General features: G+C 70.1%; 27 protein-coding genes and 1 pseudogene. 11 read left to right on the top strand and 17 right to left on the bottom strand.

Annotation, left to right across the window (positions count from 1 at the left end; translation table 11 throughout):
- Positions 1-144 precede the first annotated feature (144 nt).
- Positions 145-588 (top strand): G5 domain-containing protein, encoded by a 444-nt coding sequence (locus tag ACFQS1_RS16800; RefSeq protein WP_378968985.1) that lies wholly within the window; start codon positions 145-147, stop codon positions 586-588.
- Between the two features lie 136 nt (positions 589-724).
- Positions 725-1,076, top strand: a pseudogene (locus tag ACFQS1_RS16795) (peptidase E); the annotation flags it as partial.
- Here ACFQS1_RS16795 and ACFQS1_RS16790 read toward each other — a convergent pair.
- Positions 1,064-1,426, bottom strand: a complete 363-nt coding sequence (locus tag ACFQS1_RS16790; protein WP_378968983.1) for a PH domain-containing protein — start codon at positions 1,424-1,426, stop codon at positions 1,064-1,066. The pseudogene ACFQS1_RS16795 and the gene ACFQS1_RS16790 sit on opposite strands and share 13 nt — an antisense overlap.
- A gap of 23 nt (positions 1,427-1,449) precedes the next feature.
- Positions 1,450-1,773 carry a pterin dehydratase gene (locus ACFQS1_RS16785; protein WP_378968981.1) on the bottom strand — a complete coding sequence of 108 codons (324 nt, stop codon included), beginning with the start codon at positions 1,771-1,773 and terminating at the stop codon, positions 1,450-1,452.
- 183 nt (positions 1,774-1,956) lie between these two features.
- Between ACFQS1_RS16785 and ACFQS1_RS16780 the strand changes: the two genes are divergently transcribed.
- Positions 1,957-2,391, top strand: coding sequence for a (deoxy)nucleoside triphosphate pyrophosphohydrolase (locus tag ACFQS1_RS16780; protein ID WP_378968978.1), 435 nt, complete (start codon positions 1,957-1,959; stop codon positions 2,389-2,391).
- Here the strand turns inward: ACFQS1_RS16780 and ACFQS1_RS16775 are convergent.
- Both ACFQS1_RS16775 and ACFQS1_RS16770 read right to left on the bottom strand, forming a co-directional pair.
- Complete coding sequence (locus ACFQS1_RS16775; RefSeq protein ID WP_378968976.1) at positions 2,368-3,897, bottom strand: long-chain-fatty-acid--CoA ligase; 1,530 nt, start codon at positions 3,895-3,897, stop codon at positions 2,368-2,370. The genes ACFQS1_RS16780 and ACFQS1_RS16775 overlap by 24 nt on opposite strands.
- The gene (locus tag ACFQS1_RS16770; protein WP_378968973.1) at positions 3,894-5,066 is read right to left on the bottom strand and encodes an acyl-CoA dehydrogenase family protein; all 1,173 of its coding nucleotides are present in this window, start codon (positions 5,064-5,066) and stop codon (positions 3,894-3,896) included. Before ACFQS1_RS16770 ends, ACFQS1_RS16775 begins: the two co-directional genes overlap by 4 nt.
- A 74-nt stretch (positions 5,067-5,140) precedes the next feature.
- On the opposite strand from ACFQS1_RS16770, the gene ACFQS1_RS16765 reads away from it, so the two are divergent.
- Genes ACFQS1_RS16765 through ACFQS1_RS16750 form a run of 4 tightly spaced genes read left to right on the top strand, consistent with a single transcriptional unit; the run spans position 5,141 to position 8,822 of the window.
- Entirely contained in the window at positions 5,141-5,770 is a 630-nt protein-coding gene (locus tag ACFQS1_RS16765; RefSeq protein WP_378968971.1) for a TetR/AcrR family transcriptional regulator, read from the top strand.
- A complete protein-coding gene (locus tag ACFQS1_RS16760; protein WP_378968968.1) occupies positions 5,767-7,176 on the top strand; it encodes an aldehyde dehydrogenase family protein in 1,410 nt (469 codons plus the stop codon). Before ACFQS1_RS16765 ends, ACFQS1_RS16760 begins: the two co-directional genes overlap by 4 nt.
- On the top strand, positions 7,173-8,261 hold the full coding sequence (locus tag ACFQS1_RS16755; RefSeq protein ID WP_378968966.1) for an alcohol dehydrogenase catalytic domain-containing protein: 1,089 nt from the start codon (positions 7,173-7,175) through the stop codon (positions 8,259-8,261). The genes ACFQS1_RS16760 and ACFQS1_RS16755 overlap by 4 nt, the downstream gene beginning before the upstream one ends.
- 12 nt (positions 8,262-8,273) lie before the next feature.
- Positions 8,274-8,822, top strand: coding sequence for a DUF6886 family protein (locus tag ACFQS1_RS16750; protein WP_378968963.1), 549 nt, complete (start codon positions 8,274-8,276; stop codon positions 8,820-8,822).
- Positions 8,823-8,894: 72 nt separating this feature from the next.
- Here ACFQS1_RS16750 and ACFQS1_RS16745 read toward each other — a convergent pair whose 3' ends face one another.
- Complete coding sequence (locus ACFQS1_RS16745) at positions 8,895-9,086, bottom strand: hypothetical protein (protein WP_378968961.1); 192 nt, start codon at positions 9,084-9,086, stop codon at positions 8,895-8,897.
- A 246-nt stretch (positions 9,087-9,332) separates the two neighbouring features.
- On the opposite strand from ACFQS1_RS16745, the gene ACFQS1_RS16740 reads away from it, so the two are divergent.
- Entirely contained in the window at positions 9,333-9,689 is a 357-nt protein-coding gene (locus ACFQS1_RS16740) for a hypothetical protein (RefSeq protein ID WP_378968958.1), read from the top strand.
- Positions 9,690-9,727: 38 nt separating this feature from the next.
- Here the strand turns inward: ACFQS1_RS16740 and ACFQS1_RS16735 are convergent, their stop codons facing one another.
- From ACFQS1_RS16735 to ACFQS1_RS16690, 10 genes are read right to left on the bottom strand one after another with little or no spacing between them, the layout of a single operon-like run.
- Positions 9,728-10,312: a TetR/AcrR family transcriptional regulator gene (locus ACFQS1_RS16735; RefSeq protein ID WP_378968956.1), complete on the bottom strand. Its 585-nt coding sequence runs from the start codon at positions 10,310-10,312 to the stop codon at positions 9,728-9,730.
- The gene (locus ACFQS1_RS16730; RefSeq protein ID WP_378968954.1) at positions 10,309-11,508 is read right to left on the bottom strand and encodes an acyl-CoA dehydrogenase family protein; all 1,200 of its coding nucleotides are present in this window, start codon (positions 11,506-11,508) and stop codon (positions 10,309-10,311) included. Before ACFQS1_RS16730 ends, ACFQS1_RS16735 begins: the two co-directional genes overlap by 4 nt.
- Positions 11,508-12,500 (bottom strand): phosphotransferase family protein, encoded by a 993-nt coding sequence (locus ACFQS1_RS16725; RefSeq protein WP_378968952.1) that lies wholly within the window; start codon positions 12,498-12,500, stop codon positions 11,508-11,510. Before ACFQS1_RS16725 ends, ACFQS1_RS16730 begins: the two co-directional genes overlap by 1 nt.
- On the bottom strand, positions 12,497-13,273 hold the full coding sequence (locus ACFQS1_RS16720) for an SDR family oxidoreductase (protein ID WP_378968949.1): 777 nt from the start codon (positions 13,271-13,273) through the stop codon (positions 12,497-12,499). Before ACFQS1_RS16720 ends, ACFQS1_RS16725 begins: the two co-directional genes overlap by 4 nt.
- Entirely contained in the window at positions 13,270-14,013 is a 744-nt protein-coding gene (locus tag ACFQS1_RS16715; protein WP_378968947.1) for an SDR family oxidoreductase, read from the bottom strand. The genes ACFQS1_RS16720 and ACFQS1_RS16715 overlap by 4 nt, the downstream gene beginning before the upstream one ends.
- Before the next feature lie 45 nt (positions 14,014-14,058).
- The gene (locus tag ACFQS1_RS16710; RefSeq protein WP_378968944.1) at positions 14,059-15,366 is read right to left on the bottom strand and encodes an ABC transporter substrate-binding protein; all 1,308 of its coding nucleotides are present in this window, start codon (positions 15,364-15,366) and stop codon (positions 14,059-14,061) included.
- A 16-nt stretch (positions 15,367-15,382) separates the two neighbouring features.
- A complete protein-coding gene (locus ACFQS1_RS16705) occupies positions 15,383-16,420 on the bottom strand; it encodes a branched-chain amino acid ABC transporter permease (RefSeq protein ID WP_378968942.1) in 1,038 nt (345 codons plus the stop codon).
- Positions 16,417-17,295 (bottom strand): branched-chain amino acid ABC transporter permease, encoded by an 879-nt coding sequence (locus ACFQS1_RS16700; RefSeq protein ID WP_378968940.1) that lies wholly within the window; start codon positions 17,293-17,295, stop codon positions 16,417-16,419. The genes ACFQS1_RS16705 and ACFQS1_RS16700 overlap by 4 nt, the downstream gene beginning before the upstream one ends.
- 1 nt (position 17,296) lies before the next feature.
- Positions 17,297-18,001, bottom strand: a complete 705-nt coding sequence (locus tag ACFQS1_RS16695) for an ABC transporter ATP-binding protein (RefSeq protein WP_378968938.1) — start codon at positions 17,999-18,001, stop codon at positions 17,297-17,299.
- On the bottom strand, positions 17,998-18,729 hold the full coding sequence (locus tag ACFQS1_RS16690) for an ABC transporter ATP-binding protein (protein ID WP_378968935.1): 732 nt from the start codon (positions 18,727-18,729) through the stop codon (positions 17,998-18,000). Before ACFQS1_RS16690 ends, ACFQS1_RS16695 begins: the two co-directional genes overlap by 4 nt.
- Before the next feature lie 191 nt (positions 18,730-18,920).
- On the opposite strand from ACFQS1_RS16690, the gene ACFQS1_RS16685 reads away from it, so the two are divergent.
- Positions 18,921-19,748, top strand: a complete 828-nt coding sequence (locus tag ACFQS1_RS16685) for a hypothetical protein (RefSeq protein ID WP_378968933.1) — start codon at positions 18,921-18,923, stop codon at positions 19,746-19,748.
- Positions 19,749-19,896: 148 nt separating this feature from the next.
- Here ACFQS1_RS16685 and ACFQS1_RS16680 read toward each other — a convergent pair whose 3' ends face one another.
- Together ACFQS1_RS16680 and ACFQS1_RS16675 are read right to left on the bottom strand one after the other, a co-directional pair.
- Positions 19,897-20,532, bottom strand: coding sequence for an alpha-ketoglutarate-dependent dioxygenase AlkB (locus ACFQS1_RS16680; RefSeq protein ID WP_378968930.1), 636 nt, complete (start codon positions 20,530-20,532; stop codon positions 19,897-19,899).
- 156 nt (positions 20,533-20,688) lie between these two features.
- The gene (locus ACFQS1_RS16675) at positions 20,689-22,209 is read right to left on the bottom strand and encodes an MFS transporter (protein ID WP_378968928.1); all 1,521 of its coding nucleotides are present in this window, start codon (positions 22,207-22,209) and stop codon (positions 20,689-20,691) included.
- Between the two features lie 86 nt (positions 22,210-22,295).
- Between ACFQS1_RS16675 and ACFQS1_RS16670 the strand changes: the two genes are divergently transcribed.
- Together ACFQS1_RS16670 and ACFQS1_RS16665 are read left to right on the top strand one after the other, a co-directional pair.
- Entirely contained in the window at positions 22,296-23,072 is a 777-nt protein-coding gene (locus ACFQS1_RS16670; RefSeq protein ID WP_378968926.1) for a TetR/AcrR family transcriptional regulator, read from the top strand.
- Between the two features lie 51 nt (positions 23,073-23,123).
- Positions 23,124-23,666, top strand: coding sequence for a GNAT family N-acetyltransferase (locus ACFQS1_RS16665; RefSeq protein WP_378968924.1), 543 nt, complete (start codon positions 23,124-23,126; stop codon positions 23,664-23,666).
- The last annotated feature ends 278 nt before the right edge of the window (positions 23,667-23,944 follow it).

Here is a 23,944-nt window from a genome sequence, read left to right as displayed (position 1 = left end):
GGAACCAGCGAAGAGCCGGGAGCTGCAACGCCGGCTGCGGAAAAACCTCGCGCTCAGCGTCATTTAACAAAACGATCAGATCGTACGGCGGCCCGACCGCCCCGAACCACAGCGGCGGCCGCTCCCGCGGCCTCCCGTCCCGCGGTGGTCGCGCCGGCCGCGCCGCCGCCGGCTTCCGCCGAACCGGTGCGCACGACCCGTACCGAGGTCGAGACCCGCGAGATCCCCTACGAGACGAAGCTCGTGCGCGACCCCACGCTGCCGCGCGGCGCCACGAAGGTCGAGTCGCCCGGCGTCAAGGGCGTCGAGACGCTGCGCTACCTGGTCACCCTCACCGACGGCCGACCGACCGGCCGGACCTTGATCGACGCGGTGGTGACCCGCCAGCCGCGGCACCGCGTGGTCGCGCTCGGCACACACCGCGGCGCCGGCCGCAAGAACTGCGGCGAGGCCCTCAACTTCTGCGTGCCGCTGGGCCGCAACGCGATCTGCCCCGGCAAGGGCCGCGAGGAGGACGCGTCGGTCCCGATGCCCGACCTCGCCCTCGCGGCCGGCGACCTGAGCTATCTCGAGGGTTTGGCCTGCTGACCCTCGCCGGAGCCGACCCGATCGTGTACGACGACCCCAGCCCGGGAAGACTGCGGTCCTCGACGCGGCGGACGCGTGCGCCATGATGATCCGGTGACCGCCGACGCCCCCACGATCCTCGCCACCAGCGCCGGTGAGCCAGGACATCATCTGGGTCGAGGGCGGCAGCGTGGCCAACCTCTGCGCGGTCTGGCGGGCCCGAGCTGCGCGGCTTCACCGACGGCCTGGGCTGGCTGCCGTACAGCAACGGCGTGCATTACGACGGCGAGCCGCAACGCCGGCCCAAGATGCACGAGCTGATCGCGGCCGGCGCGCTCGGCGACGGCTATGCCACCGACGACGGGGCCGGCCTGGTCTACCGCGGTGTCGAGCTGGCCGAGGTGGTGGCCGACCGGGACGGCCCGCGGGGATACGAGCTCAAGCGGGCAGCGGACGGCTCGGTCGTGGAGACGCCGCTGCCTGCCCGGGTCCTTGATTACGCGGCGTAGTGCAGGATCACGTTGTGCACGTGCTGGGTCTTTTCCACGCCGCGGAACTCGACCTCGTGCTGATGCGTGCCGACGGTGATGACGATCGTGCCGGACGAGAAGAACTCGCCGGCCCAGCTCTTGTTGCTGACCACGCTCACGCTGCTGACCTTCGAGTACGGGATGCTCGTGATCGCCACGCGCTTACCCACGAAGGACTTGTCCTGGATGATGATGCGCCGGTTGGTCAGCCCGATGAAGCCGGTGCCGGCCCCGATGGCGTCGTAGACGGCGATGATCTGTTCGCCGTCGAGCAGGCCGCTCTCGATCTGCTGGAGCTGGCCCTTGTTGTCGTAGATGACGTCAGTCATGGGCGCAGCCTAACGAGCCGCCTCTATGGCGTGGGCGAGGTCGTGCCGACCACCGTGCGGTAGAAGTCCTCGATACGAGCGGCGAGCGTCACCTCGCCGTCGGTGATGGCGTCGCCGTCGCGGGCGCCCAGGCAGATCTGGGTGTGACCGTCGTGTCGCCGGATGCTGGGGCGAATGTGCAGTGTGTCGGCCGCCACCTTGATCCGTTCCGTCAATGCGGCATGCTGACTTTCGTCGCATGCCAACTCACGCTTGAGCTGGACGCCATCCCGCGTCCATCCGCTCAGCAGAGCAAGTGCGTCGCTCAGATAGTCGGAGCCGTGTGCCCGACGTCTTCTGGCCCGCATCGCCGCACCCCCTAGGCGTCGTTGCCGGCTTGTGGCCAAACTGTCGCCGTGTCGTCATGGTCGGTGCCCCACAGTCTTGCCTTCCACGTCAACCATGTCCACGCCCACATATACGTGTTTGCGTGACGATCGGGACGCCTCGGGCAACCTGAATGGTGAACTTTTGTGGGATCCTTTGACCTCATGCCGGGGGAACAGCACGCCAGCGCCGTCAAGTCACGCAAAGTGATCGTTGCGGCCGCAATTATCACCGAGGGTCGTGTGCTGGCCTGCGAGCGCTCGGCGCCGCCCGAGGTGGCCGGCCGGTGGGAGTTTCCCGGCGGCAAGGTGGAGCCGGGCGAGACCGACGAGCAGGCCCTGGCCCGCGAGTGTGTCGAGGAGCTGGGCGTACGCGTCGAGGTCGGCGCCCGGATCGGCCCCGACGTGCCGCTGGCGCACGGCCGCGCGGTGCTGCGGGTCTTCGCGGTGCGACTGCTGGACGGCGACGAGCCGAGGGCCCTCGAGCACACCGCCATGCGCTGGTTGTCCGCGAACGAGCTGGACTCGGTCCATTGGCTGCCCGCGGACAAGCCGATCGTCGCCGCCCTGCCGCCGCTACTGACCGTAGGTCTTGCGTAGCTCCCGCTTGAGCACCTTCATGCTGGGCCCGAGCGGCAACGACTCGGCGAAGCGGATCTGACGCGGGTACTTGTGCCGGCCGAGCTTCTCCCGCGACCACTCGATGAGCTCCTCGGCGGTGATCCCGCCCGGCTCGGCCACCACCACGGCGCAGATCTCCTCGCCGTGCACCGGATCGGGCACGCCGATCACCGCGACCTGCTGCACGGCCGGGTGCCGGGCCAGCGCCTCCTCGACCTCGCGCGGGTAGACGTTGAAGCCGCCCCGGATCACCAGGTCCTTCTTGCGGTCGACGATCGTGATGAACCCGTCCTCGTCCTTGGTGCCGAGGTCGCCGGTGCGGAACCAGCCGTCGACGACGGCCTGGGCGGTCGCCTCCGGGTTGTTCAGGTACGCCGAGAACACGTTGTGCCCGCGGATCACGATCTCGCCGAGCTCCCCGGTCGCCATGAACTCGATCCGCTCGTCGATCTCGGGCCGGGCGATCTCGACCTCGACGCCCCAGATCGGGTGTCCCACGGTGCCGGGCTTGACCCCGAACGCCGGCTGGTTGGTGGTGGCCGTCGGCGAGGTCTCGGAGAGGCCGTACCCCTCGAAGACGGTGGCGTGGAAGGTCTCGTTGAACTTCTCCAGCACCGCCACGGGCAGTGAGGCGCCGCCCGACACACACAGTCGCAGCGCGGGGAGCCGATCGGCCTTGGCCGCGGCCTCGAGCAGCCCGATGTACATGGTCGGCACGCCGTGGAAGATGGTCACGTTCTCCTTGACCATCAGGTCGATCGCGGCCTCCCCGGTGAACCGGGCCAGCAGCACGATCGTCCCGCCCAGCCGGAACGTGCCGTTCATCCCCACGGTCTGGCCGAACGTGTGGAACAGCGGCAGGCAGCCCAGCACGATGTCGTCCTCGTGCAGGTCGTGGATGTCGAAGACGTTGACCATCGTGTTCATCACGAGGTTGAGGTGGGTGAGCAGCGCGCCCTTGGGCTTGCCGGTGGTGCCGCTGGTGTAGAAGACCACCGCCGTGTCCTCGGCCTCCCGCGAGACGTAGGTCCGCAGCGGCGGCACCGCTGCGGCGGCGTCCTCCAGCCGCGGCACGCCGGGCACCGCCGGGCCGACCGAGACGACGGAGATCCCGGCGATCTTGGCGGCCTCGGTCGCGTTCGCCAGCTGACTGGAGTGCGCCACCAGCAGCTTGGCCCCGCTGTCGGAGAGCACGTACGCGTTCTCGGACGGGGTGAGCAGCAGGTGCATCGGGACGATCGTGGCGCCGACCGACAGGACGGCGTAGTAGACCCGGGGGAAGTCGGCGAGGTTGGGGATCTGGATCGCGACCGTGTCGCCCGGCCCGATGCCGAGCTCGCGCAGGCCCGCCGCGTACGCGAGGGTCTGCTGCCACAGGTCGCGGTAGGTGATGCGCTCGGTCGTCGCGGAATCGATCACGGCGAGCTTGTCGGGATACTTCCGGGCCGCTTCGGCCAGGACGGTGGCCAGCGACAGTTGCGTCATGAAAGGTGTCCTCCGATCTTGGTGTATCCCCGGAGGAGATCGCGGGAGATGATCAGTCGCTGCATCTCGTCGGTGCCCTCGTAGATCCGCATCAGGCGGACCTGGCGGTACCACCGCTCGATCGGGAGCTCGCGGGTGTATCCCATGCCGCCGTGGATCTGCATCACCCGGTCCACGACCCGGTTGACCATGCCGGCCCCGTACAGCTTCGCCATCGACGAGGCATGCCGTGGATCCCCGCCCTGGTCCACCGTCCAGGCGGCGCGCAGGATCAGCCAGCGGGCCGCCTCCAGCTCGACCTCGGAATCGGCGATCATCCACTGGATGGCCTGGTTGGTGCCGATCTTGGCGCCGAAGGTCTCGCGGGTGTTCGCGTACTCGATGGCCATGCCCAGCGCCCGCTCGGCGATGCCCAGCGCGTGCGACGGGATGAGGTAGCGGCCCTTGCCGATCCACTTCATGCCGAGCTCGAAGCCCTGGCCGATCTCGCCGAGGATGTTGCGGTGCGGCACCCGTACGTCTTCGAAGATCAACGAAGCGGGACCGCCCTCGCCCATGGTCTGGATGAACTCGGACCGCCAGCCCATCGAGCGGTCCACCAGGAAGGCCGTGGCGCCGCCGTTGCTGGCCTTCTTGGACGGGTCGGTCACCGCCACCACGATCGCGAAGTCGGCGTCGTTGCCGTTGGTGATGAACGTCTTCTCGCCGTTGAGAACCCAGTCGTCGCCGTCGCGGACGGCCCGTAGCTTGATGTTGGCCGCGTCCGAGCCCGCGCCCGGCTCGGTGATCGCGAAGCAGGAGATCCGGTCGCCCTCGATCGTGGGCCGCAGGAACTCCTCCTTCTGCGCGTCATTGGCGTAGTAGAGGATGTTGTCGGCCTCGCCGCCGAACTTGAACTGCACGAAGGTGCGGCCCAGCTCGGTCCAGATCAGCGACTGGAGGACGGCCGGCAGGTTCATCCCGCCGTACTCCTCGGGCGTCGACAGGCCCCAGAAGCCGAACTTCTTCGCCTTCTGCTGAAGCTCGCGCAGCTCGCTGAGCTCCAGGCCGGGCTGGTGGCGGCGCTCGCGCAGCAGCGCCTCCTGCTCCAGCGGCATGACCTCTTTGGTGATGAACTGACGAGCGGTGTCGCGAATCGCACGTTCCTCGTCGGTGAGCGAGAAGTCCATGTCGCTTAAACTAGCGGCGTAAGTTTTAGCATGTCCAGTGCAAGTTGTTCGGCATTCGATGGGAGTTCGCTGAGATGGCGCGACCGAGGCAGGCGTTGCTGACCCGCGAGCGGATCGTCGCGGCGGCTTCGGCGCTGGTCGATGCCGAAGGGCTGGACGCGCTGTCGGTGCGCCGGCTCGCCACCGAGCTGGGTGTGCAGGGGCCGTCGCTCTACAACCACTTCGCCACCAAGGCCGAGATCGTCGACGCCGTGGCCGACGCGGTGGTGGAGCAGGTCGACCTGTCGGTGTTCGGTCGCCTCGAATGGCACGAGGCGTTGCGCGCCTGGGCGAAGGCGTACCACGCGGTGCTGGCCGAGCACCCGAACATCGTGCCGGTCCTCGCGCAGGGGCCCGGCCGCCGCCCGGCCGGTCTGGCCATGGCCGAGTCGGTGTTCGGGGCGCTGGTCGACGCCGGCTGGCCGCCCGCGCGCGCCACCCACATCGGCGCGCTGATGCGGTACCTGGTGACCGGCTCGGCGCTCGGCTCGTTCGCGCTGGGCTTCGACATCGACCCGGCCCTCTACGACCAGTACCCCCATCTGCACCGCGCGCCGCTGCTCGCGGCGCATCACGAGGCCGTGGACGAAGGCGCCTTCGAGCTGGGCCTCGACCTGATGATCAGTGGCCTGATGGCCCGTCAAGAGATTGGGAGCCGACGATGACTTCCCTGGACCGTCCGCATCTTTTCCTCGGCGGGGAGTGGGTGCCGCCCGCCTCGACCGAGACGATCCCGGTGGAGAACCCGGCGACCGAGGAGGTCATCGCGCACGTGCCGGCGGGCACGGCCGCGGACGTCGATCGCGCGGTGGCGGCGGCCCGCGACGCCTTCGAGGAGTGGTCCGCGCTGCCGCCGGCCGAGCGCGGCGCGGTCCTGGATCGGCTGCACACCGCGCTGGCTGCCCGGGCCGGCGACATCGCGCGCACGGTCGGCCTCGAGCTGGGCACCCCGCTCAAGGTGGCCCAGCGGGTGCAGGCCGGACTTCCGCTCACGGTCCTTCGCGGGTACGCCGACTTGGCCGCCCGGCCGGTGCCGCCGGAACAAATCGGAAATTCCCTGATCGAGCATGAACCGGTGGGCGTTGTCGGCGCGATCACCCCCTGGAACTACCCGCTGCACCAGGTGGTGGCCAAGGTGGCGGCGGCGCTGGCCGCCGGCTGCACGGTGGTGCTCAAGCCGAGCGAGCTGACGCCGCTGGTGGCGTACCTCCTGATGGACGCGGCTGCCGAGGCCGGCGTGCCGGCCGGGGTGCTGAACATGGTCACCGGCACCGGCCCGGTGGTCGGCGCGGCCATCGCCGGGCATCCGGGGGTCGACATGGTGTCCTTCACCGGGTCCACGGCGACCGGCCGGGCGATCTCGCACGCCGCCGCCGACCGCATCGCCCGGGTCGCGCTCGAGCTCGGCGGCAAGTCGGCCAACGTGATCCTCGAGGACGCCGACCTGGTCAAGGCCGTGAAGGTCGGGGTCGGCAACGCGTTCCTCAACTCGGGGCAGACCTGCACGGCGTGGACCCGGATGCTGGTGCACCGCTCGCTCTACGACGAGGCCGTCTCGCTGGCCGCCAAGACCGCCGCCGGCTACCCCGTGGGCGACCCGTTCGACGAGGCCACCCGGCTGGGTCCGCTGGTCTCCGGCGCGCAGCGTCAGCGAGTCCACGGCTTCGTCGAGCGCGCCACCGCCCGCCTGGTCGCCGGCGGCCTCGACGCGCCGGTGCCCGGCACAGGACACTTCGTGGCGCCCACCGTCTTCGCCGACGTCGACCCGGGCAGCGAGCTGGCCCAGGAGGAGATCTTCGGCCCGGTGCTGTCGATCATCCCGTTCGCCGACGACGACGAGGCCGTGGCGATCGCCAACAACTCGCGGTACGGCCTGGCCGGCGGCGTGTGGGGGTCGGACGAGCGGGCGCTCGCGGTGGCCCGGCGGATGCGCACGGGCGCGGTCGACATCAACGGCGGCGCCTTCAACCCGGTCGCCCCGTTCGGCGGATACAAGCAGTCGGGCATCGGGCGCGAGTTGGGCGAGTACGGTCTTGCTGAGTTCCGTCAGGTGAAAGCGATTCAGAGATGACGACTTACTTCAATGGCGTGGTAGTCCGTTCATCCGGGGAGCGGCCCGCCGTGGCCGAGCTGCGGCTGCCCGAGATCGGTCCGGGCCAGGTGCGCGTGCGGGTGCGCGCGGCCGGCGTCTGCCACTCCGACCTCTCCATGATCAACGGGACCTTGCGGGCGCCGTACCCCCTGGTGCTGGGCCATGAGGCGGCCGGCGAGGTGATCGAGGCCGGCGACCACGTGACCCGCGCGGCGGTCGGCGACCACGTGGTGTTCAACTGGCAGCCGCCCTGCCGCAGCTGCTGGTTCTGCGCGCAGGGCGAGCCCTGGCTCTGCTCGACGTCCTCGGGCATAGCGGCCCTCGAGAACGGCATCACCCTGGACGGCGCGCCCGTGCACGTGGCGCTCGGCCTCGGCGCGTTCGCCACCCAGGTGGTCGCCCCCGAGAACGCGGTGATCCGGGTTCCGGCCGAGCTGGGCTTCGACCGCGCGGCCCTGCTCGGCTGCGGCGTGCTCACCGGCGTCGGCGCGGTCCGCAACACCGCCCAGGTCGCGCCCGGCGAGTCGGTCGTGGTGATCGGGCTCGGCGGCGTGGGCCTCTCGGTGGTCGCGGCGGCCCGCTCGGCCGGCGCCGCCGACGTCATCGCCGTGGACGTCTCCGAGGCCAAGAAAGGGCTGGCCGAGGCGGCCGGCGCCACCGATTTCGTGGTCTCCTCGGACACGCTCTCCAAGGAGATCCGGGTGCGCACCGGCGGCCGCGGCGCCGACCACGCCATCGAGTGCGTCGGCCGCGCCGCCACGATCCGCGCGGCCTGGCGCGCCACCCGCCGCGGCGGCAAGGTGACGGTTGTCGGCATGGGCAGCAACGAGGACATGGTGCAGCTGTCCGCATTGGACATCTTCTCCTCGGCCCGCAGCCTGCGCTCCTCGGTGTACGGCGCCGCCGACTTCGACGCCGAGATCCCGCGGCTGGCCGCCGACGTGCTCGCCGGCACGCTATCGGTCGACCACCTGATCTCCGACCGGATCGGCCTGGCCGACGTCCCGGCGGCGTTCGACCGCATGTCCAGAGGGGAGGGTGCTCGCTCCGTCGTCGTGTTGTGACAGGCTGTCCGGATGCGACCGGAACCGGGCCAGGTGCTGCACTTCTCCGAGGACCCGACGCTCACCCGCTTCGCCCCGCACGTGGCTGCCACGTCCGGCACGGACACCCCGTACGTGTGGGCGGTCGACGGGCGCAACGCGCCCAGCTATTGGTTTCCCCGGCAATGCCCGCGCGCCATGGCCTGGGTGCGGGACGGCACCACCGAGGCCGACCGCGACCGCATCATCGGGGCCGGCTGCGGCGAGCGGGTGCACGCGATCGAGTACGCGTGGCTGCCCGCCCTGCAGAACACGACGTTGTACGCCTACCGCTTCGCCGAGGAGGCGTTCCACCACGTCTCCTCGCCCGGCGCCGAGCCGCACGCCCTGGTGGCCACCTCGCCGGTCGTGCCGCTCGGCCCACCGGAGCCGGTCGGCGACCTGATCGCGTGCCATGCGGAGGCGGGCATCCAGCTGCGCCTGCTCGACAACCTGTGGTCCTTCTGGGACGAGGTCATCGAGAGCACCGTCGGCTACAGCGGCATCCGCCTGCGCAACGCCCAATCCCGCCCCGGGTACTGATTCTAAGTTTTCAATATTTAGATTGTTGACCGTAAGTGACCCCGCGACTACGGTTCCGATCGGCATATCGATCTACGGGGGATGCGATGGTTGCGCTGCGCTCTCGCGTGCGGTGAACGGTGACCACCTGCCGTCCGGCACGCCGTCGGTGTCGGTGACCGACTCGCGCGAGGTCTCGGTTCCGGACGACGACGCGTACGCCGGGATGACCCGCGAGTCGCGGGTGCTGAACGGGCCGGACGGGGCCGAGGTTTCCGGCAGCATCTACGACCCGTGGAAGTCGGCGCCCACCGCGACCCGCACGATCGCCAGAGTCACGGTCCAGGCCCGTTTCGTCAACACCGAGGCACCCATTCGTGGGTCGCGCTCGACCACGCGCCGTGGGTGCGCACCACCTACGAGAAGACGTCGATGGCGGCGTTCGGACACACAGGCACCGAGGGACAGGCCGAGGCGTATGGGGTGAGGATGTGGAACGAGTTCGTGCGGAGAACCTCATAGACTCGCGAGGTGGCGGACATGCTTGGTACCGATCGAACGTGGCGGACGTATGACTGGCGGGATGCCCTTTCCATCGAGCAGGGATTCGCAGAGGTCTCGTTTTGGGTCGAGCCGCGGCAGGTGATGTGCCCGATTGACGGTACCGTTTCGGTGCGCAGCTACTACCAGCGTCTGTCCGGGGGCAAGTCGGCCCGGTACCGATGGTGCCCATCTTGCGGGCACTACAGCGGCCAGACCGTGTCGGTGCCGCCACCGCCGGACTTTGCCGAGCCGGTCGCGGTGGACATCGACACGAGGCTCCCAGATCTCCTTGACGGATTGGAGAAAGCGTGGTGCGCGGGCCTGTTGCCGCAGGCATTCATGTGAAGCCGTGCTGAGTGGTTTTCTGCGCCCGTTCTGCTTACTTATCGAACGGTCAGCAGGGCGTTGATGGTGCGGGCCAGGGCGGCGCGTGACGCTGCCACCGACATGTTCATCGGCTCGCGCCAAGTGGACCAGGTGGGCCACATGCTGACCGCCGTCAAAGCGTTCAACAACTCCTCGTCGCCGTCGATCTCGGCGGCGAACAACACCGCCAGCTCGTCGCGCACCCGGGTCACGTGCAGGCGCCGATAGCGCTGCAAGGTCTCGGAGAACGGCTCCTTGGTGGCCGCGGCCTTGGCGTTCGGGGCGATCTGCTCGAGCATGCGGGCGCGCTGCTTCGCGTACGCCTCGATGCGCTCGGCCAACGGCAGCGTGGGCGAGATCGGGCGGTGCGAGGCGTCGCGCAGCTCCAGGACGCGCTCGCCGCTGGCGGCGAACAGGGCCTCCATGTCGGCGAAGTGGCTCCACAGGGCGCGCAGCGAGACGCCGGCCTGCTTGGCGATCTTTTCCGCCGTGGGGCGCAGGTCGCCCTCGCGGATCAGCTGCTGGTGCGCGTCGACGATGGCGTTGCGGGTGCGCTCGGAGCGGGCCGTGCGGCCGTCCACCCGCTGCGGGGAAGCGGTCACCTGTCTCTCCAGCGGTTGAGCTCCCGGCGGGCCAGCGATCGCTTGTGCACCTCGTCGGGGCCGTCGGCCAGGCGCAGCGTGCGCGCGGCGGTCCACAGCGCGGCCAGCGGCGTGTCCTGGCTGACGCCGGCCGCGCCGTACGTCTGAATGGCTTTGTCTATGATCCACTCCACGGTGGACGGTACCGTGATCTTGATGGCCTGGATCTCGGTGTGTGCGCCCTTGTTGCCGACCGTGTCCATCAGCCAGGCCGCCTTGAGCACGAGCAGCCGGGCCTGTTCGAGGCGCACCCGGGACTCGGCGATCCAGTCCTGCACCACGCCCTGCTCGGCGAGCGGCCGTCCGAACGGGGTGCGGGACAGCGCCCGCGTGCACATCAGCTCGAGCGCACGCTCGCCCATGCCGATCAGGCGCATGCAATGGTGGATGCGTCCGGGGCCGAGACGGGCCTGCGAGATCGCGAAGCCGCTGCCCTCGGTGCCGATCAAATTCGAGGCCGGCACGCGTACGTCTTCGAAGAGCACCTCGGCGTGGCCACCGTGATCGCCGTCGGTGTATCCGAAGACCCGCATCCCGCGCTTGACGGTCAGGCCCGGGGTGTCCCGCGGCACGAGGATCATGCTCTGCTGCACGTGCCGCTCGGCGGACGGGTCGGTCTTGCCCATCACGATGAAGATCTTGCAGTTCGGGTTCATGGCGCCGCTGATGTAGAACTTGTGGCCGTTGATGACGTACTCGTCGCCGTCGCGGGCGATCCGGGTGCCGATGTTGGTGGCATCCGACGAGGCCACGCCGGGCTCGGTCATCGCGAACGCCGAGCGGATCTCACCGCGCAGCAGCGGTTCGAGCCATTCCCGCTGCTGCTCGGGCGAGCCGAACTCGGCGAGCACCTCCATATTGCCGGTGTCCGGGGCGGCGCAGTTCAAGGCGGCCGGGGCCAGCGACGGGCTGCGGCCGGTGATCTCGGCCAGCGGCGCGTACTGCAGATTGGTCAGGCCGGCGCCGTGCTCGCCGGGCAGGAAGAGGTTCCACAGGCCCTCGCTCTTGGCCCGCGCTTGCAATTCGGCGAGCACCGGCGGCGGCTCCCACCCGGTGTGCGAGCTCAGCGACGGCTCGGCCGGGTAGACGTGCTCGTCCATGAAGGACTGCAGCCGCTTGCGGTAGTCCTCGGTCTTCGCGTCGAAGCCGAACTCCATCAGTTCCCCTCCAGCGCCTTGTGGCCGCGCATCACCAGCGGGCCGACCAGGTTGCCGATCGAATCGAACCCCGCACCGACGGTCTGGCCCTGAACGTAGCGGTAGTGCACGCCCTCGAGAATCACCGCGAGCTTGAATGCGGCGAAGGCCACGTACCAGTGCAGGTCGCTCACGTCGCGACCGCTGCGCGCGGCGTAGCGGGCGCTCATCTCGCGCAGCGAGGGATGCCCGGCGACCTGCAGCGGCACGGTGGCGCGGCCGCCGCTGACCTGCAGCGGCAGGCCGGCGTAGACGAGCATGAGGGCCACGTCGCTGAGCGGGTCGCCGAGCGTGGACATCTCCCAGTCGAGCACCGCGTTGATCCGCAGGTCCGCGCCGATCAGGACGTTGTCGAGCCGGTAGTCGCCGTGCACGACGGCGCCGGGGCCGCCGGCCGGGATGTCGACGGCCAGCCGGGCGTGCAGCTCGTCGATGCCGGCCACCTCGCGGCTGCGGGAGGCGTCCAGCTGCTTCTTCCAGCGGCTGACCTGGCGCTGGTTGAAGCCCTCGGGCCGGCCGAAGTCGGCGAGACCGATCGCGGCCGGGTCGAGCGCGTGCAGGTCGGCGAGCGTGTCCACCAGCCGCAGCACCAGGTCGTGCAGGGCCGCCTCGCCCATGCCCGACAGATCCGATTCCTCGCGGTAGATCCGGCCGTCGACGTGCTCCATCAGGTAGAACGGAGCCCCGATAACCGAAATATCGGTACAAAGCGCGACGGGTTGCGGCGCGGGGAATCCGGCCTTGGCGAGCGCCTCCAGCACCCGATGCTCCCGGACCATGTCGTGCGCGGTCGGCAGGACGTGGCCGAGCGGGGGACGGCGCAGCACCCACCGCTGCTCGCCGTCGGTCACGGCGTACGTGAGATTGGACCTTCCACCGGCGAACATCTCGCCGGTCAGCGGCCGGGCCGATCCCAGATAGGTCCGCAGCTTCTCGAGGTCGAGGCCCTTCACGCGCGATCACCCTCGAACGCTCGCTGGATCTTGTTCATCCCGCCGAGCCAGCGATCGGTGTCGGTCGCCCGCAGCTTGTAGTAGTCGGCCACCTCGGGGTGCGGCAGGATCAGGAAGCTCTCGCCCTCGATCGCCTTGGCGGCGACCTCGGCCACCTCGGCCGGCTCCAGCGCGCCCTCGGCGAGCAGCCGGGCACTCGCGCTGTCGCGCTCGTTGCCGCGGGTGAGCATGTCGGTGCGCACGCCCTGCGGGCAGAGTGCCTGCACGATCAGGCCCCGATGGGCGTACGTGGCGCGCAGCCATTCGGCGTACGCCAGCGCGGCGTGTTTCGTGACCGCATACGAAGCGCTGCCGAGGATCGAGAGCAGCCCCGCGGCGCTGACCGTGACGAGCAGGCGATGCGAGCCCTGGTCGAGCCAGCGGGGCAGCAGGTGCCGGGTGACGTAGACATGGGACATCACGTTGACCGAGAAGTCCCGCTGCCACGCCTCGTCGGGGGTGTTCTCGTCGCCGGCCGTCAGCACGCCGGCGTTCGAGCAGAACAGGTCGACCCCGCCGAGCTCGGCGAAGGCCGTCTCGATCAGCCGCCGGGTGTCGTCCTCGTTCGCCGCGTCGGCGGCGACGGCCAGCCCGCCGACCTCGGCGGCGATCTGGCGCGCCGCCGGGGCGTTGAGATCGCTGACGATCACCCGGGCGCCGTCGGCGGCGAACCGGCGGGCCAGCGCCGCGCCGATGCCGCCGCCGGCCCCGGTGACTACGACCCGCCGGGTCATTGCACCGTCCCGGTGAGCGTGACGCCGCCGTCGATGACGACGGTCTGGCCGGTGATCCAGGCGGCGTCCGGGCCGCACAGGAACGCGACCGTGCCGGCCACGTCCTCCGGCACGCCCAGGCGGCGCAGCGGGTACGTCGCCGCCACTTGCTCCTCGCGACCCTCGTAGAGGGCCGTGGCGAACCTGGTCTTGACCACCGCCGGGGCGACCGCGTTGACCCGCACCTTCGGCGCCAGCTCGACGGCCAGCTCCTCGGTGAGGTGGATCAGCGCGGCCTTGGTCACCCCGTAGAACGCGATGCCCGGCGCCGGGCGTACGCCCGAGACCGAGGAGATGTTGACGATGGCGCCGCCCTCGGACAGACCGCCGCGCAGCGCCTCCTGCACCCAGCCGAGGGTGCCGAGCACGTTCACGTCGATCATCTTGCGGGCGGCGCCCAGGTCGAGCGAGCCGAGCGGGCCGTACGCCGGGTTGATCCCGATGTTGTTGACCAGCGTGGTGATCGGGCCGAACCGGCCGAGCACCGTGTCCACCACGGCGGCCCGGTGATCGCCGTCATCGCCCTTGCCGGGGATGCCGATCGCCACCTCCGGGCCGCCGAGATCGAGCGCGGCCTGCGCGAGCGCCTCCGCGTTGCGCCCGGTGACGGCGACCTTGTAACCTTCGGCAACGAAGCGTTGCGCGATGGCGAAGCCGATTCCCCTGCTGGCTCCGGTCACGATCGCCACTTGGTCCGCCATCGCCGCTCCTCTGCTCGCACTTCGTGATTCGTTCCGACCCCGACGCTACTGTGCCGCGGGGATGCCGTTCTGCGGAGGCGCGGCCGCCGCGCCCGAGTACGCGGTGACGGCGCCGTCCTTGTCGTCGGTCGTGTACGGCGTGCCGAAGTACACCGCCTTGCCGCCGGTGAGCTTGGTGAGCTGCTCACCCGCGTACCCGGAATGATCTTGCGCCGAATAGCGCACCGGCACCAGCCCGGGCCCGGTGAATCCGCCCTTCTGCACGGCTTCGGTGAGCTTGTCCCTGGTCAGGTCCTTGCCCGCGGCCTGCAGTGCCTGGACGAACAGGTAGCCGACCGACATGCCGTACACGACGTTGTTGTCGAATTCGGCGTTCCCGTTGTATTGGCTGTTGACCTTCTTGTAAAGCTGGATCCACGGGTTGGCGTCGTCGGTCGCCAGCGGCAGGTAGTTCGCCGCCACCAGGCCCTCGAGCAGCGGCGCCGCCGCGCCCAGCGTCTTGCTCACCGTGGTCGGGTCGGAGCCGACGTTGCTGACCACGAAGTTCGGCTTGAAACCGATCTTCGCGGCCGTGCCGACCGCCAGCGCGGTGAATCCGGGAATCGTGGCGAGCATGACGACGTCGCACGCCGCGGCCTTGAGCGCGCCCATCTGCGGGCCGACGTTGGGGTTGCTGGTCACGTAGTTCTGCTTGGCCGTGACCGCTCCGAGGATCTTCTCGATGCCGGCCAGGCTGTCGCGGCCGAAGTCGTCGTCCTGGCCGAGGAAGCAGACCTTCTTGCCCGGGTAGGTCTCCTTGACGTACGTGGCGAGGATCTTGCCCTCGACGGTGTAGTCGGGGTTGAAGCCGAACGTGCCCGGATACTTGTCCGGCTGGTTCCAGCTGCGGCTGCCGCTGGCCACGAAGAGGTCGGGCACCCGGTTGGTCTTGAGGAAGTCGAGCACGCCGGTGTGCGTCGGCGTGCCCAGGCCGTTCAGGATCGCGAACACCTTGTCCTGCAGCACGAGCTGGCGGACGACCGTCTGGGTGTTGGCCGGGTTGTAGCCGTCATCCATGATCTTGTAATTGATCTTGCGGCCGTGCACGCCGCCGTTCGCGTTGACGTAATCGAAGTAGGCCTTGGTGGCCGGGGCGATCGAGGAGTAGCCGGCCGCGGCCGGTCCGGTGAGCGGTTGATGCGTGCCGACCAGGATCTCGCTGTCGGTCACGCCGGGAGTGTCGCTGCTGCCGCCACTGCCGTTTCCGTTTCCGTTGCTGCAGCCTGCGACCAGCAGCAGCGCGGCGAGGACGGCTGCGGCGCGTTTCCCCGTCGGACCGCCCCGCCACCACCCTTGACCTGACTGAAGACTCATTTTCCGGCCTTTCTGATTACGGTTTTTTGGGGGATTTGATGCGTCGTGGGATGCGAGCGGTAGCCCTCTCGAGAAGCGAGGCCAGCCCGCCGGGCGCGGCGAGCATGACGAGGACGAGGACGACGCCGAAGACGGTCAGCGCCAGGTTGCCCTCGAGATGCTGCGAGCCCGCGTCCTCGGCGATCGACTGGGCCGCCGAGGGCAGCGCCACCAGCAGGAAGGCGCCGATCAGCGCCCCCGACAAGCGGCCGAGCCCGCCGATCACGATCGCCATCAGCAGGAAGAGCGAGAGGGTGAGCGGAAAGGCGCCCGGCGAGACGCTCTGGGCGAGCACGGCGAACAGGGCGCCGGCCAGGCCGGCGCAGGCCGCGGAGATGACAAAGGCCAGGACTTGGGTACGGGCGACGCTGACGCCCGCGAGTTTGGCGGCGGTCTCGTCGTCGCGCACCGCGCGCATGTCCCGGCCGAAGCGACCCCTGATCACGTACGCCAGAAGCAGCACCGTCAGCAGCGCGGCGGCCCAGCAGATCCACGCCTGCCACTGCTCCACCGGAAGCACGCCGGGTGGCGGATCGAGGGCCACGGAGAGTCCCTGATCGCTGTTGAACGTCTCGTCGAACGTGCTGGTGATGCTCGGGACGACCACGGCGACGGCCAGGGTCAGACCGGCCAGATAGGGGCCGCGGAGGCGGGCCGCGGCCAGCCCGATCACCGCGCCCACCAGCGTCGTGACCGCGATCGCCACGACGATGCCGGGCCACAGCAGGTTGACCTTGTCCTGCCAGAGCGCCAGCGTGTACGCGCCCGTGGCCATCAGGGCGCCGTGGCCGAGGCTGAGCTGGCCGTTGAGTCCGGTGAGGACGGTCAGGCCCGCGGTGACGCAGAGGTATGCGCCGATCGTCGCCAGCTGGTAGTTGCGGAATGGGGGCAGGACGTAGGTGAGGCTCACCACCGCGGCCGCCCCGACCAGGACGATCAGCAGCGGGGCCCACCGGCTGGGCGGCGGTTTCTGCCGGTTGTCGGTCTTTGTCGCGCGCTGCGCCAAGATCGTCATGCGGTCCTCGCCTTCGCCCTCGAGAACAGGCCGTCCGGTCGGCCCAGCAGCACCACCACGAGCAGGATCAGCACCGCCATCGGCGCCACGGTCGCGCCGAGATAGCCGCTCACGTACGCGAGCAGCAGGCCCACCACGAGGCCGCCGACCACCGCGCCGATCGGGCTGTCCAGCCCGCCCAGCACCGCGGCAGTGAACGCCGAGATGAACAGCAGGTCCATCGCGTTCGGATGCAGGCCCAGCTCGGTGGGGATGACCAGCATCCCGGCCAGCGAGCCGACTGCGGCGGCCAGCGCCCAGCCGAGCGTCAGCATCCCGCCGACCGGCACGCCGAGCAGGCGCGACACGTCCGGGGCGAAAGCCGCCGCCCGCATGCGCAGGCCGGTGGACGTACGCGTGAAAAGAAGCGTGAGCAGGACGACCACCGCGCCCACCGCGGCGAAGACGAACAGGTCGTAGCGCGAGAGGAGCGCTACCCCGCCGACCTGGAAGGCGTCCCGGCTGAACGGCGCCTCGGCCGGGCGGAAGTTGTTGCCGTAAATCATGCCGAGCACGCCCTGGATGATCAGCACCAGGCCGAGCGCCACCACCACGCCGTTGAGCGGCGACGAGTGGTCGACGAAGCGCATCACCACCCGCTCGACCACCGCGCCGAGGACGAGGCCGCCGACGATGGCGACCACGAAGCCGATCCAGTACGAGCCGGTCGCGCTCGCCACCGAATAGGCGACATAGGCGGTGGCGACGGCCATCGCGCCCTGGGCGAAGTTCACGATCCGCGCGGCCCGCCAGATCAGCACCAGGGCCAGCGCGAACGCCGAGTAGACCGCGCCGCGGCTGAGCCCGTCGAAGGTCAGATAAAGGAATCGGTCCATGTCAGAACCCCAGGTAGGCGTGCCGGAGATCGGCGTCGTCGGCGAGCGTGTCGGCCTTCTGCCTGGTCACGACCCGGCCCAGGTTGAGCACCACGCCCTCGTCGGCCACCGAGAGCGCGCTGCGTACGTTCTGCTCGACCAGCAGGACGGCGAGGCCGGTGCGGTCGCGCAGGTCGCGCAGCAGGCCCATGATCTGCGCGGTGATCTTGGGCGCCAGCCCCAGCGACGGCTCGTCGAGCAGCAGCAGGCGCGGCTTGGCGGCCAGCGCACGGCCGATCGCGAGCATCTGGCGCTCGCCGCCGGAGAGCTGATGTCCTAGATGGTTCCGGCGGTTGGCGAGCGGCGGGAACAGCTCGTAGATCTCGCCCAGATCCGGTCGCGGCTTGCGCCAGAGGCCGCCCAGCCGCAGGTTCTCGTCGACGGTCAGCTCGGTGACCACGCCGCGGCCCTCGGGGACGTGCGCGATGCCGTGCCGGACCAGGCGCTCGACCTTGACGGTCCGCAGGTCGACGCCGTCGAACGTGATCTTTCCGGCGCTCTGGTGCAGGAGGCCGCTCACGGCTCGCAGCAGCGTCGTCTTGCCGGCGCCGTTCGCGCCGAGGACGGTGACGATGCGGCCCTCCCTGACGCTCAGGTCGACCTCGTGCAGGACCGGGGCGGCGCCGTAGCCGACGGTCAGCCCGGTCATCTCCAGGAGGGCCGTCATGCCGCTGCCCCCAGGTAGGCCTCGGCGACCTTGGGATCGGTGCGGATCTCGCCGGGGGAGCCGAGCGCGATGGGCTTGCCGAAGTCGAGCACCAGGATCTCGTCGCAGACCGACATGACCAGGTCCATGTGGTGCTCGACGAGCAGGACGGTGGTGTCGGCCTCACGGATCAGATCGGCGAGCCAGTCGATCTCGTCGGCGTCGAGGCCGCCGGCGGGCTCGTCGAGCATGAGGATCCGCGGCCGCGCGGCCAGGGCGCGGGCCAGCTCGACCCGCTTGCGCTTGGCGTAGGGCAGCATGCCCGGGTAGGCGTTCGCGTAGTCGGCGACGCCGCAGCGCTCGAGCGCGGCGTACGCGTCCTGCTGGCTCTTGGACCCGCGGTAGCCTCTGTTGCCGCGGGGGGCCTTGAGGCCCACCTGGACGTTCTCCAGGACGGTCATGCCACCGAACTGGCCGACGCCCTGAAGGGTGCGGGCGATGCCGTGCCGGCGCAGGTGGTGCGGACGGGGTCGCCAGGGCCGGCCGTCGAGGGTGATCGCCCCCGACTGCGGCGCGACGAACCCCGAGATCACATTGAAAAGCGTCGTCTTGCCGGCGCCGTTGGGGCCTATGACGCCGATCACCTTCTTGGGCGGGACGCGCAGCGAGACATCGTCGAGGGCGAGTAGACCGCCGAAGCGGACGGTTAGGTGATGAAGGGAAAGCCCCTGTTCATCGGGTGTTGACATGGTCACCTCGGGCTCGGACCGGCGGATGTCCTGTGTGGAGCGTGCAGGCCTGCGAAGGTCAACTTTTTACACTTGGAGTGTAACTTTCGCGGCGGCGGCGTCAATGGCTCTGTTTGACTGCTGTTCGGCAACGGGTTGGTATCGAGTTAAATCGACTGCGGCCGCTACCTCAGCGATGAGATCTTGGTGAGGTGGGTGCTGACGCCAAGATTCACGTGTTCGACTACGTCCGCTACCGGGACGAGGTCGTTCCCGGACTGACCGAGCTGATGCGTTCCGGCGTGGCGGTCCCGTGGCTCGCCGAGATATTGCAGGTCGAGTCGGAGTACGGCGACACCTGGCGGCAGTTGATGGCGGAGCTACGGGAGTGGCCCACCGACCTGGCCCGATACTGCACCTGGCTGGGGGCCGACCTGCGGTACGCCGGGGACCGCTCGATCGACCGCCTGACCGGCCGGCAGATGACGTGCAACGTGCTCGACTGCCCCGAGCGCGAGCGATGCCGCTTCTTCCAGGACCAGGACCCCCAAGGTGTGGAGGCGCTGACGGCGTTGCATGAGGCGGCGGTGGCGACCCGCTGCCTGGGCTGGTCACAATTCCTGGGCCGCACGATCACGCCCGACTACTACCGTCCCGTCCTGGAACACCAGCACGTCCCGGTTACCGCGCCGGTCCGTGGGCTGCTCGAGGCGCTGGCCACCAGGGGTGCCGTCTGGGGTTACCGGTTCGGCCGCACGGAAGGCATCCACGGCTGGCTGACCGTCCCGGAGACGGCCGAGCTGGTCACCGTCCTGAACGAGCTGGACCTGCCCCGCTACGAGCCCACCTTCGCCGCCATGCAGGCGTTCGACGCCGGGGCTCGCTCGGCCGGCAGTGACTGGCACCTGGTCAGCCTGTCCTTCGTGCGAACCGTGGCAACCATCGCGGCCGCCTCAGAACGAGGCCTGCTCTGGGGCAACGACGTGAGCACGTCTCTTTGGACCGAGTTCTGGGACGTTCCTTCCGGCGGCCGCCCTTAGTAGTTCGTAACCGGCCCTTGGTCGCGCGCCGGCCTGGCCCTCGCGCGCGCGTCGGCCCCTGGCATCCTGTCGGTCCCCTGGCCTCGCCCTCGTGCTGGTCCTCGCCCTCGTGCTGGTCCTCGCCTCGCGGCCGGACCCTGCGCCTGGCTCAGGCCACGTTGATCGGGCGGAACTGGACGCTGATGCGCGGGCCGACCGGCTTGGCTGTCTTGAGGATGGCGTGCTCCCAGGTGCGCTGGCACGAACCGCCCATGACGATCAGGTCGCCGTGGCCGAGCGGGAAGCGCATCGTGTCGTGGCCGCCGGCTCGCGGGCGCAGCGACAGGTAGCGCGGGGCGCCGAGCGACAGGATCGCGACCATGGTGTCGTGGCGGGCCGAGCGGCCGAGGGTGTCGCCGTGCCAGGCGACGCTGTCGCGGCCGTCGCGGTAGAGGCACATGCCGGCGGTCGCGAACGGCTCGCCCAGCTCGTCGGCGTAGTGCGCGGAGAGCGCCGCCCGGGCCTCGGTGAGCGCGGGATGAGGGAGCGGCTCGGCGCCGCCGAACCATCGGAGCAGCCGCGGCACGTCGACCACGTTGTCATACATCTGGCGGCGGTCGGCACGCCAGTCGATGGCGAGCAGGGTGTCGAAGACCTCGTCGGAGCCCTGGAGCCAACCGGGCAGCACGTCGACCCAGGCGCCGGCGGTCAGCCGGTGACGGGTCAGGCGGCCGGCGAGCGGCTCGAGCGTGGGGGTGGGCCCGGCCACGAGGTCGAGCATCGACGGCTGATAAGTGCTGGTCACTCGGCCATGTTAGTACATCCGTGCGAATGGCGGCGACCCGCGGAGCCGGGCCTGTGGACAACTCCGTCAGGGCTGGTCCGCGGGGCGCGGGACCGCCGCAGGGGTGGTCCGGGGTGGCTGGGCTGCGGAGGCCGGGAGCACCGACGGGCTGGTCAGTCATGGCTGGTGCTCGGGGACCGGGATCGGCGCGGGGCTGGGTGTCGCGTCCGCCGGCGGTTTCGGCTTGGGGCGCAGGACGGCTACCGCGACGACCGCCGCCGCGATGCCGCCGAAGACGCCGATCAGCGATGTCGTGGCAACGGCGTCGACGAACGAGTCCTTCGCCACCTGGGCGAGCGCCGCGTCGCCGGTCTGGGCCGCGATGCGCAGCGCCTCACCGATCGAGTCGCGGGCCTGGGCGGCCACCTCGCCGGGCATCGCCGACCGGTAGGCCGCGGTCAGCACGCTGCCCAGCACCGCGATGCTCAGCGCCTGACCGACCTGCTGGACGGTGTCGTTCACCGCGGAGCCGACACCCACCCGCTCGGGCGGCAGCGCGCCCAACAGCGTCCCGTAGGCCGCCGGCCCGGCGATGCCGCTGCCCATGCCGATCACGACCAGCGCGGCGGCCAGCTTGAGATAGCCGTCGCCCGGCTCCAGCAAAGCGAGCACCCCGAAACCACCCGCCATCAGGAGCAGGCCGATCGCCAGCGCGGCGCGGGTGCCGAGCCGTTTGTCGACCACCACGCCCACGCCGTTGAAGACCATCACGGTCAGGATCATCGGGACGAACGCGAGCCCGGCCCGGATCGGCGAATAGCCCAGCACGAACTGGATGTATTGCGTCAGCGCGAGCACCACGCCACCGGCCGAGAAGGACAGCAGCACGATGGAGAAGCTCGACCCGGCGAAGTTGCGGTCGCGGAACAGCGACAGCGGCAGCATCGGCTCGGCGACGTGGCGTTCCCAGAGGGCGAACGCGGCTATCCCGACAGCCGCGACGACGAACCCACCGATGGTCTGCGCGGACTCCCAGCCGTCGCGGGCCGTCGAGATGACCGCCCAGACCAGGGCGGTCATGCCGACCATGGAGAACAGCGCGCCGAGCAGGTCGGGCCGGGTGGCCGCGCCGCGCGACTCCGGGATGATCAGCAGCGCCGCGACGATGGCGATGGCCGCGACCGGCACGTTCAGCAGGAAGACCGAGCCCCACCAGAAGTGCTGCAGGAGCAGGCCGCCGATGACCGGGCTGCCGAGGCCGCCCAGCGCCAGCACGGAGCTCCAGATGGCGATCGCCTTTTTGCGCTCCTGCTCGTCGAAGACGGTGGTGAGGATCGACAGGGTGCCCGGCATCAGGAACGCGCCGCCGACGCCCATCAGGCCGCGCGCCGCGATCAGCTGCTCGGGCGTCTGGCAGAGGGTGGCCAGCCCGGACCCGAAGCCGAACACGACCAGGCCGATGATCAGGCCACGGCGCCGGCCGTGCCGGTCGGAGAGGCTGCCCGCGGTCAGCAGCAGACCGGCGAAGACCAGGATGTACGAATCGATGATCCACTGGATCTCGGACGGGCTCGCCCCGAGGTCGCGGATCAGCGACGGGATGGCGATGTTGAGCACCATGTTGTCGATGACGACCACGAGCAGGCTCAGGCAGAGCACCCCGAGGATCAACCAGCGGCGTGGATTGCGTTCTGGCATGACGCGCTTCTCTCGTACGCTGTGCGAGGACTCGAACAGCGTACCATTGAAGCCGCACGCTGTTCGAGCGGCTTATAGGATGGGGTATGCCTTCGAAGCCGGATTTCGTCCACGGCTCGGTGTGGATGCGTCCGCCCCGCGCCCGCGGCGGCCAGCCCGCGCTCAGCCGCGAGCAGATCGTCCGCGCAGCGATCGAGTTGCTTGACGCCGAGGGCGCGGCCGGCCTGAGCATGCGCCGCCTCGGTTCGAGCCTGAGCGCTGGCGCCACCTCGCTGTACTGGCACGTGGCGAACAAGGACGAGCTGCTCGAGCTGGCCCTCGACGAGGTGCTCGGCGAGGTCTACGTTCCCGAGCCCGCCGATGCGCCCTGGCGCGTCAGCGTCACGGTGTTCGCCAACAGCCTGCGTGCCACGCTGCTGCGCCACCCGTGGATGATCGGCCTGCTCGGCAACAAGCCCACCCTCGGGCCCAACGCCATGCGCATGGGCGATCGGCTGGTGGCGTTGCTCACCGAGGCCGGCTTCACCGGGTTCGCGATGTCGCACGTCAGCTCGCTGCTCCATGCGCACGCCATCGGCTCGGCCACCATCGAGGCCGCGATCGCCGCCGGCTTCGGCCGGGACAACGTCACGCCCTCCGAGGTGCTCCGCGAGATCGAGCCCTACCTCGACAAGATCGGCCCCGAGCACCCGCATTACGACCAGTGGCGCCGGGCGAATCCGGTGACCGATCTCGATCCGCGGCAGCTGTGGGACGAGGGATTCGCCTTCGGGCTCGAGCGCATCGTCGACGGCCTCGAGCACTGGCTGGTCGCCGGCGGTCCGCCGACGCCCGCTCCGCATCCGGCGGCGGACAAGACCTGACGGGTCATCAGAAACGACGTGATCGAGCATGTCCGCGTTGGAGGTTCTGGGTTGGCTGAGCAAGCATCGGCGGAGCTGACGATCCGCGCCGCGAACGAGTCCGACGCTGCGGCATGCGCGGCCATCTATCGGCCGTTCGTCCTGGACACGGCGGTGAGTTTCGAGATCAGCCCGCCCACCGACGACGAGATGGCGGCCCGCATCCGCGAGACGTCCCGCTCCCACGCATGGCTGGTCGCCGAGACCGGCGGCGACGTCGTCGGGTACGCCTACGCGCGCCCGTTCGCGGCCCGCGAGGCCTACCGCTGGTCCTGCGAGACCAGCATCTACCTGTCGCCGGGCCGGCGCCGGTCGGGGCTGGGCCGGGCCCTGTACACGGCCCTTCTCGCCCGCCTGACCGAGCGCGGGTTCCGGGTGGCGGTGGCGAAGATGACTCTCCCGAACGCGGCGAGCGAGGGGCTGCACGCCGCCCTCGGCTTTCGTCCGGTCGGCGTCCACCCGCGGATCGGCTTCAAGAACGGCGCCTGGCACGACATCGCCATCGCCCAGCTGACGCTGGCCACCGGCGACGACCCACCCACCGACCCACGCTGACCAAAGCCGCCCACCACGGTGCGCGGCTCGCCATCCGGCGCGAAGGGATCCGGCGCGAAGGGGTGACGCCCGGTTCGTCGCCGGCGTGATGCGTGGCTTCCCCCGTCAGCGCGATGGGCGGTTCGGGTGCGCCGCCACCACGATGCGGCTTGCCATCAACACGGTGGGCCGGGCGATGCGGGCTTGAGTGCGGCCGCTATGCAGTGTGTCGAGCGACGCGACGACGCAGCCTGAGGGCAGCGGCGACGCGGTTGGGGGCAGGGCGACGCGGTCGGCGG

It is taken from the genome of Paractinoplanes rhizophilus, from assembly GCF_042664765.1.
GTDB classification, from domain to species: domain Bacteria; phylum Actinomycetota; class Actinomycetes; order Mycobacteriales; family Micromonosporaceae; genus Actinoplanes; species Actinoplanes rhizophilus.
This window is presented reverse-complemented; position numbering and strand designations above follow the sequence as displayed.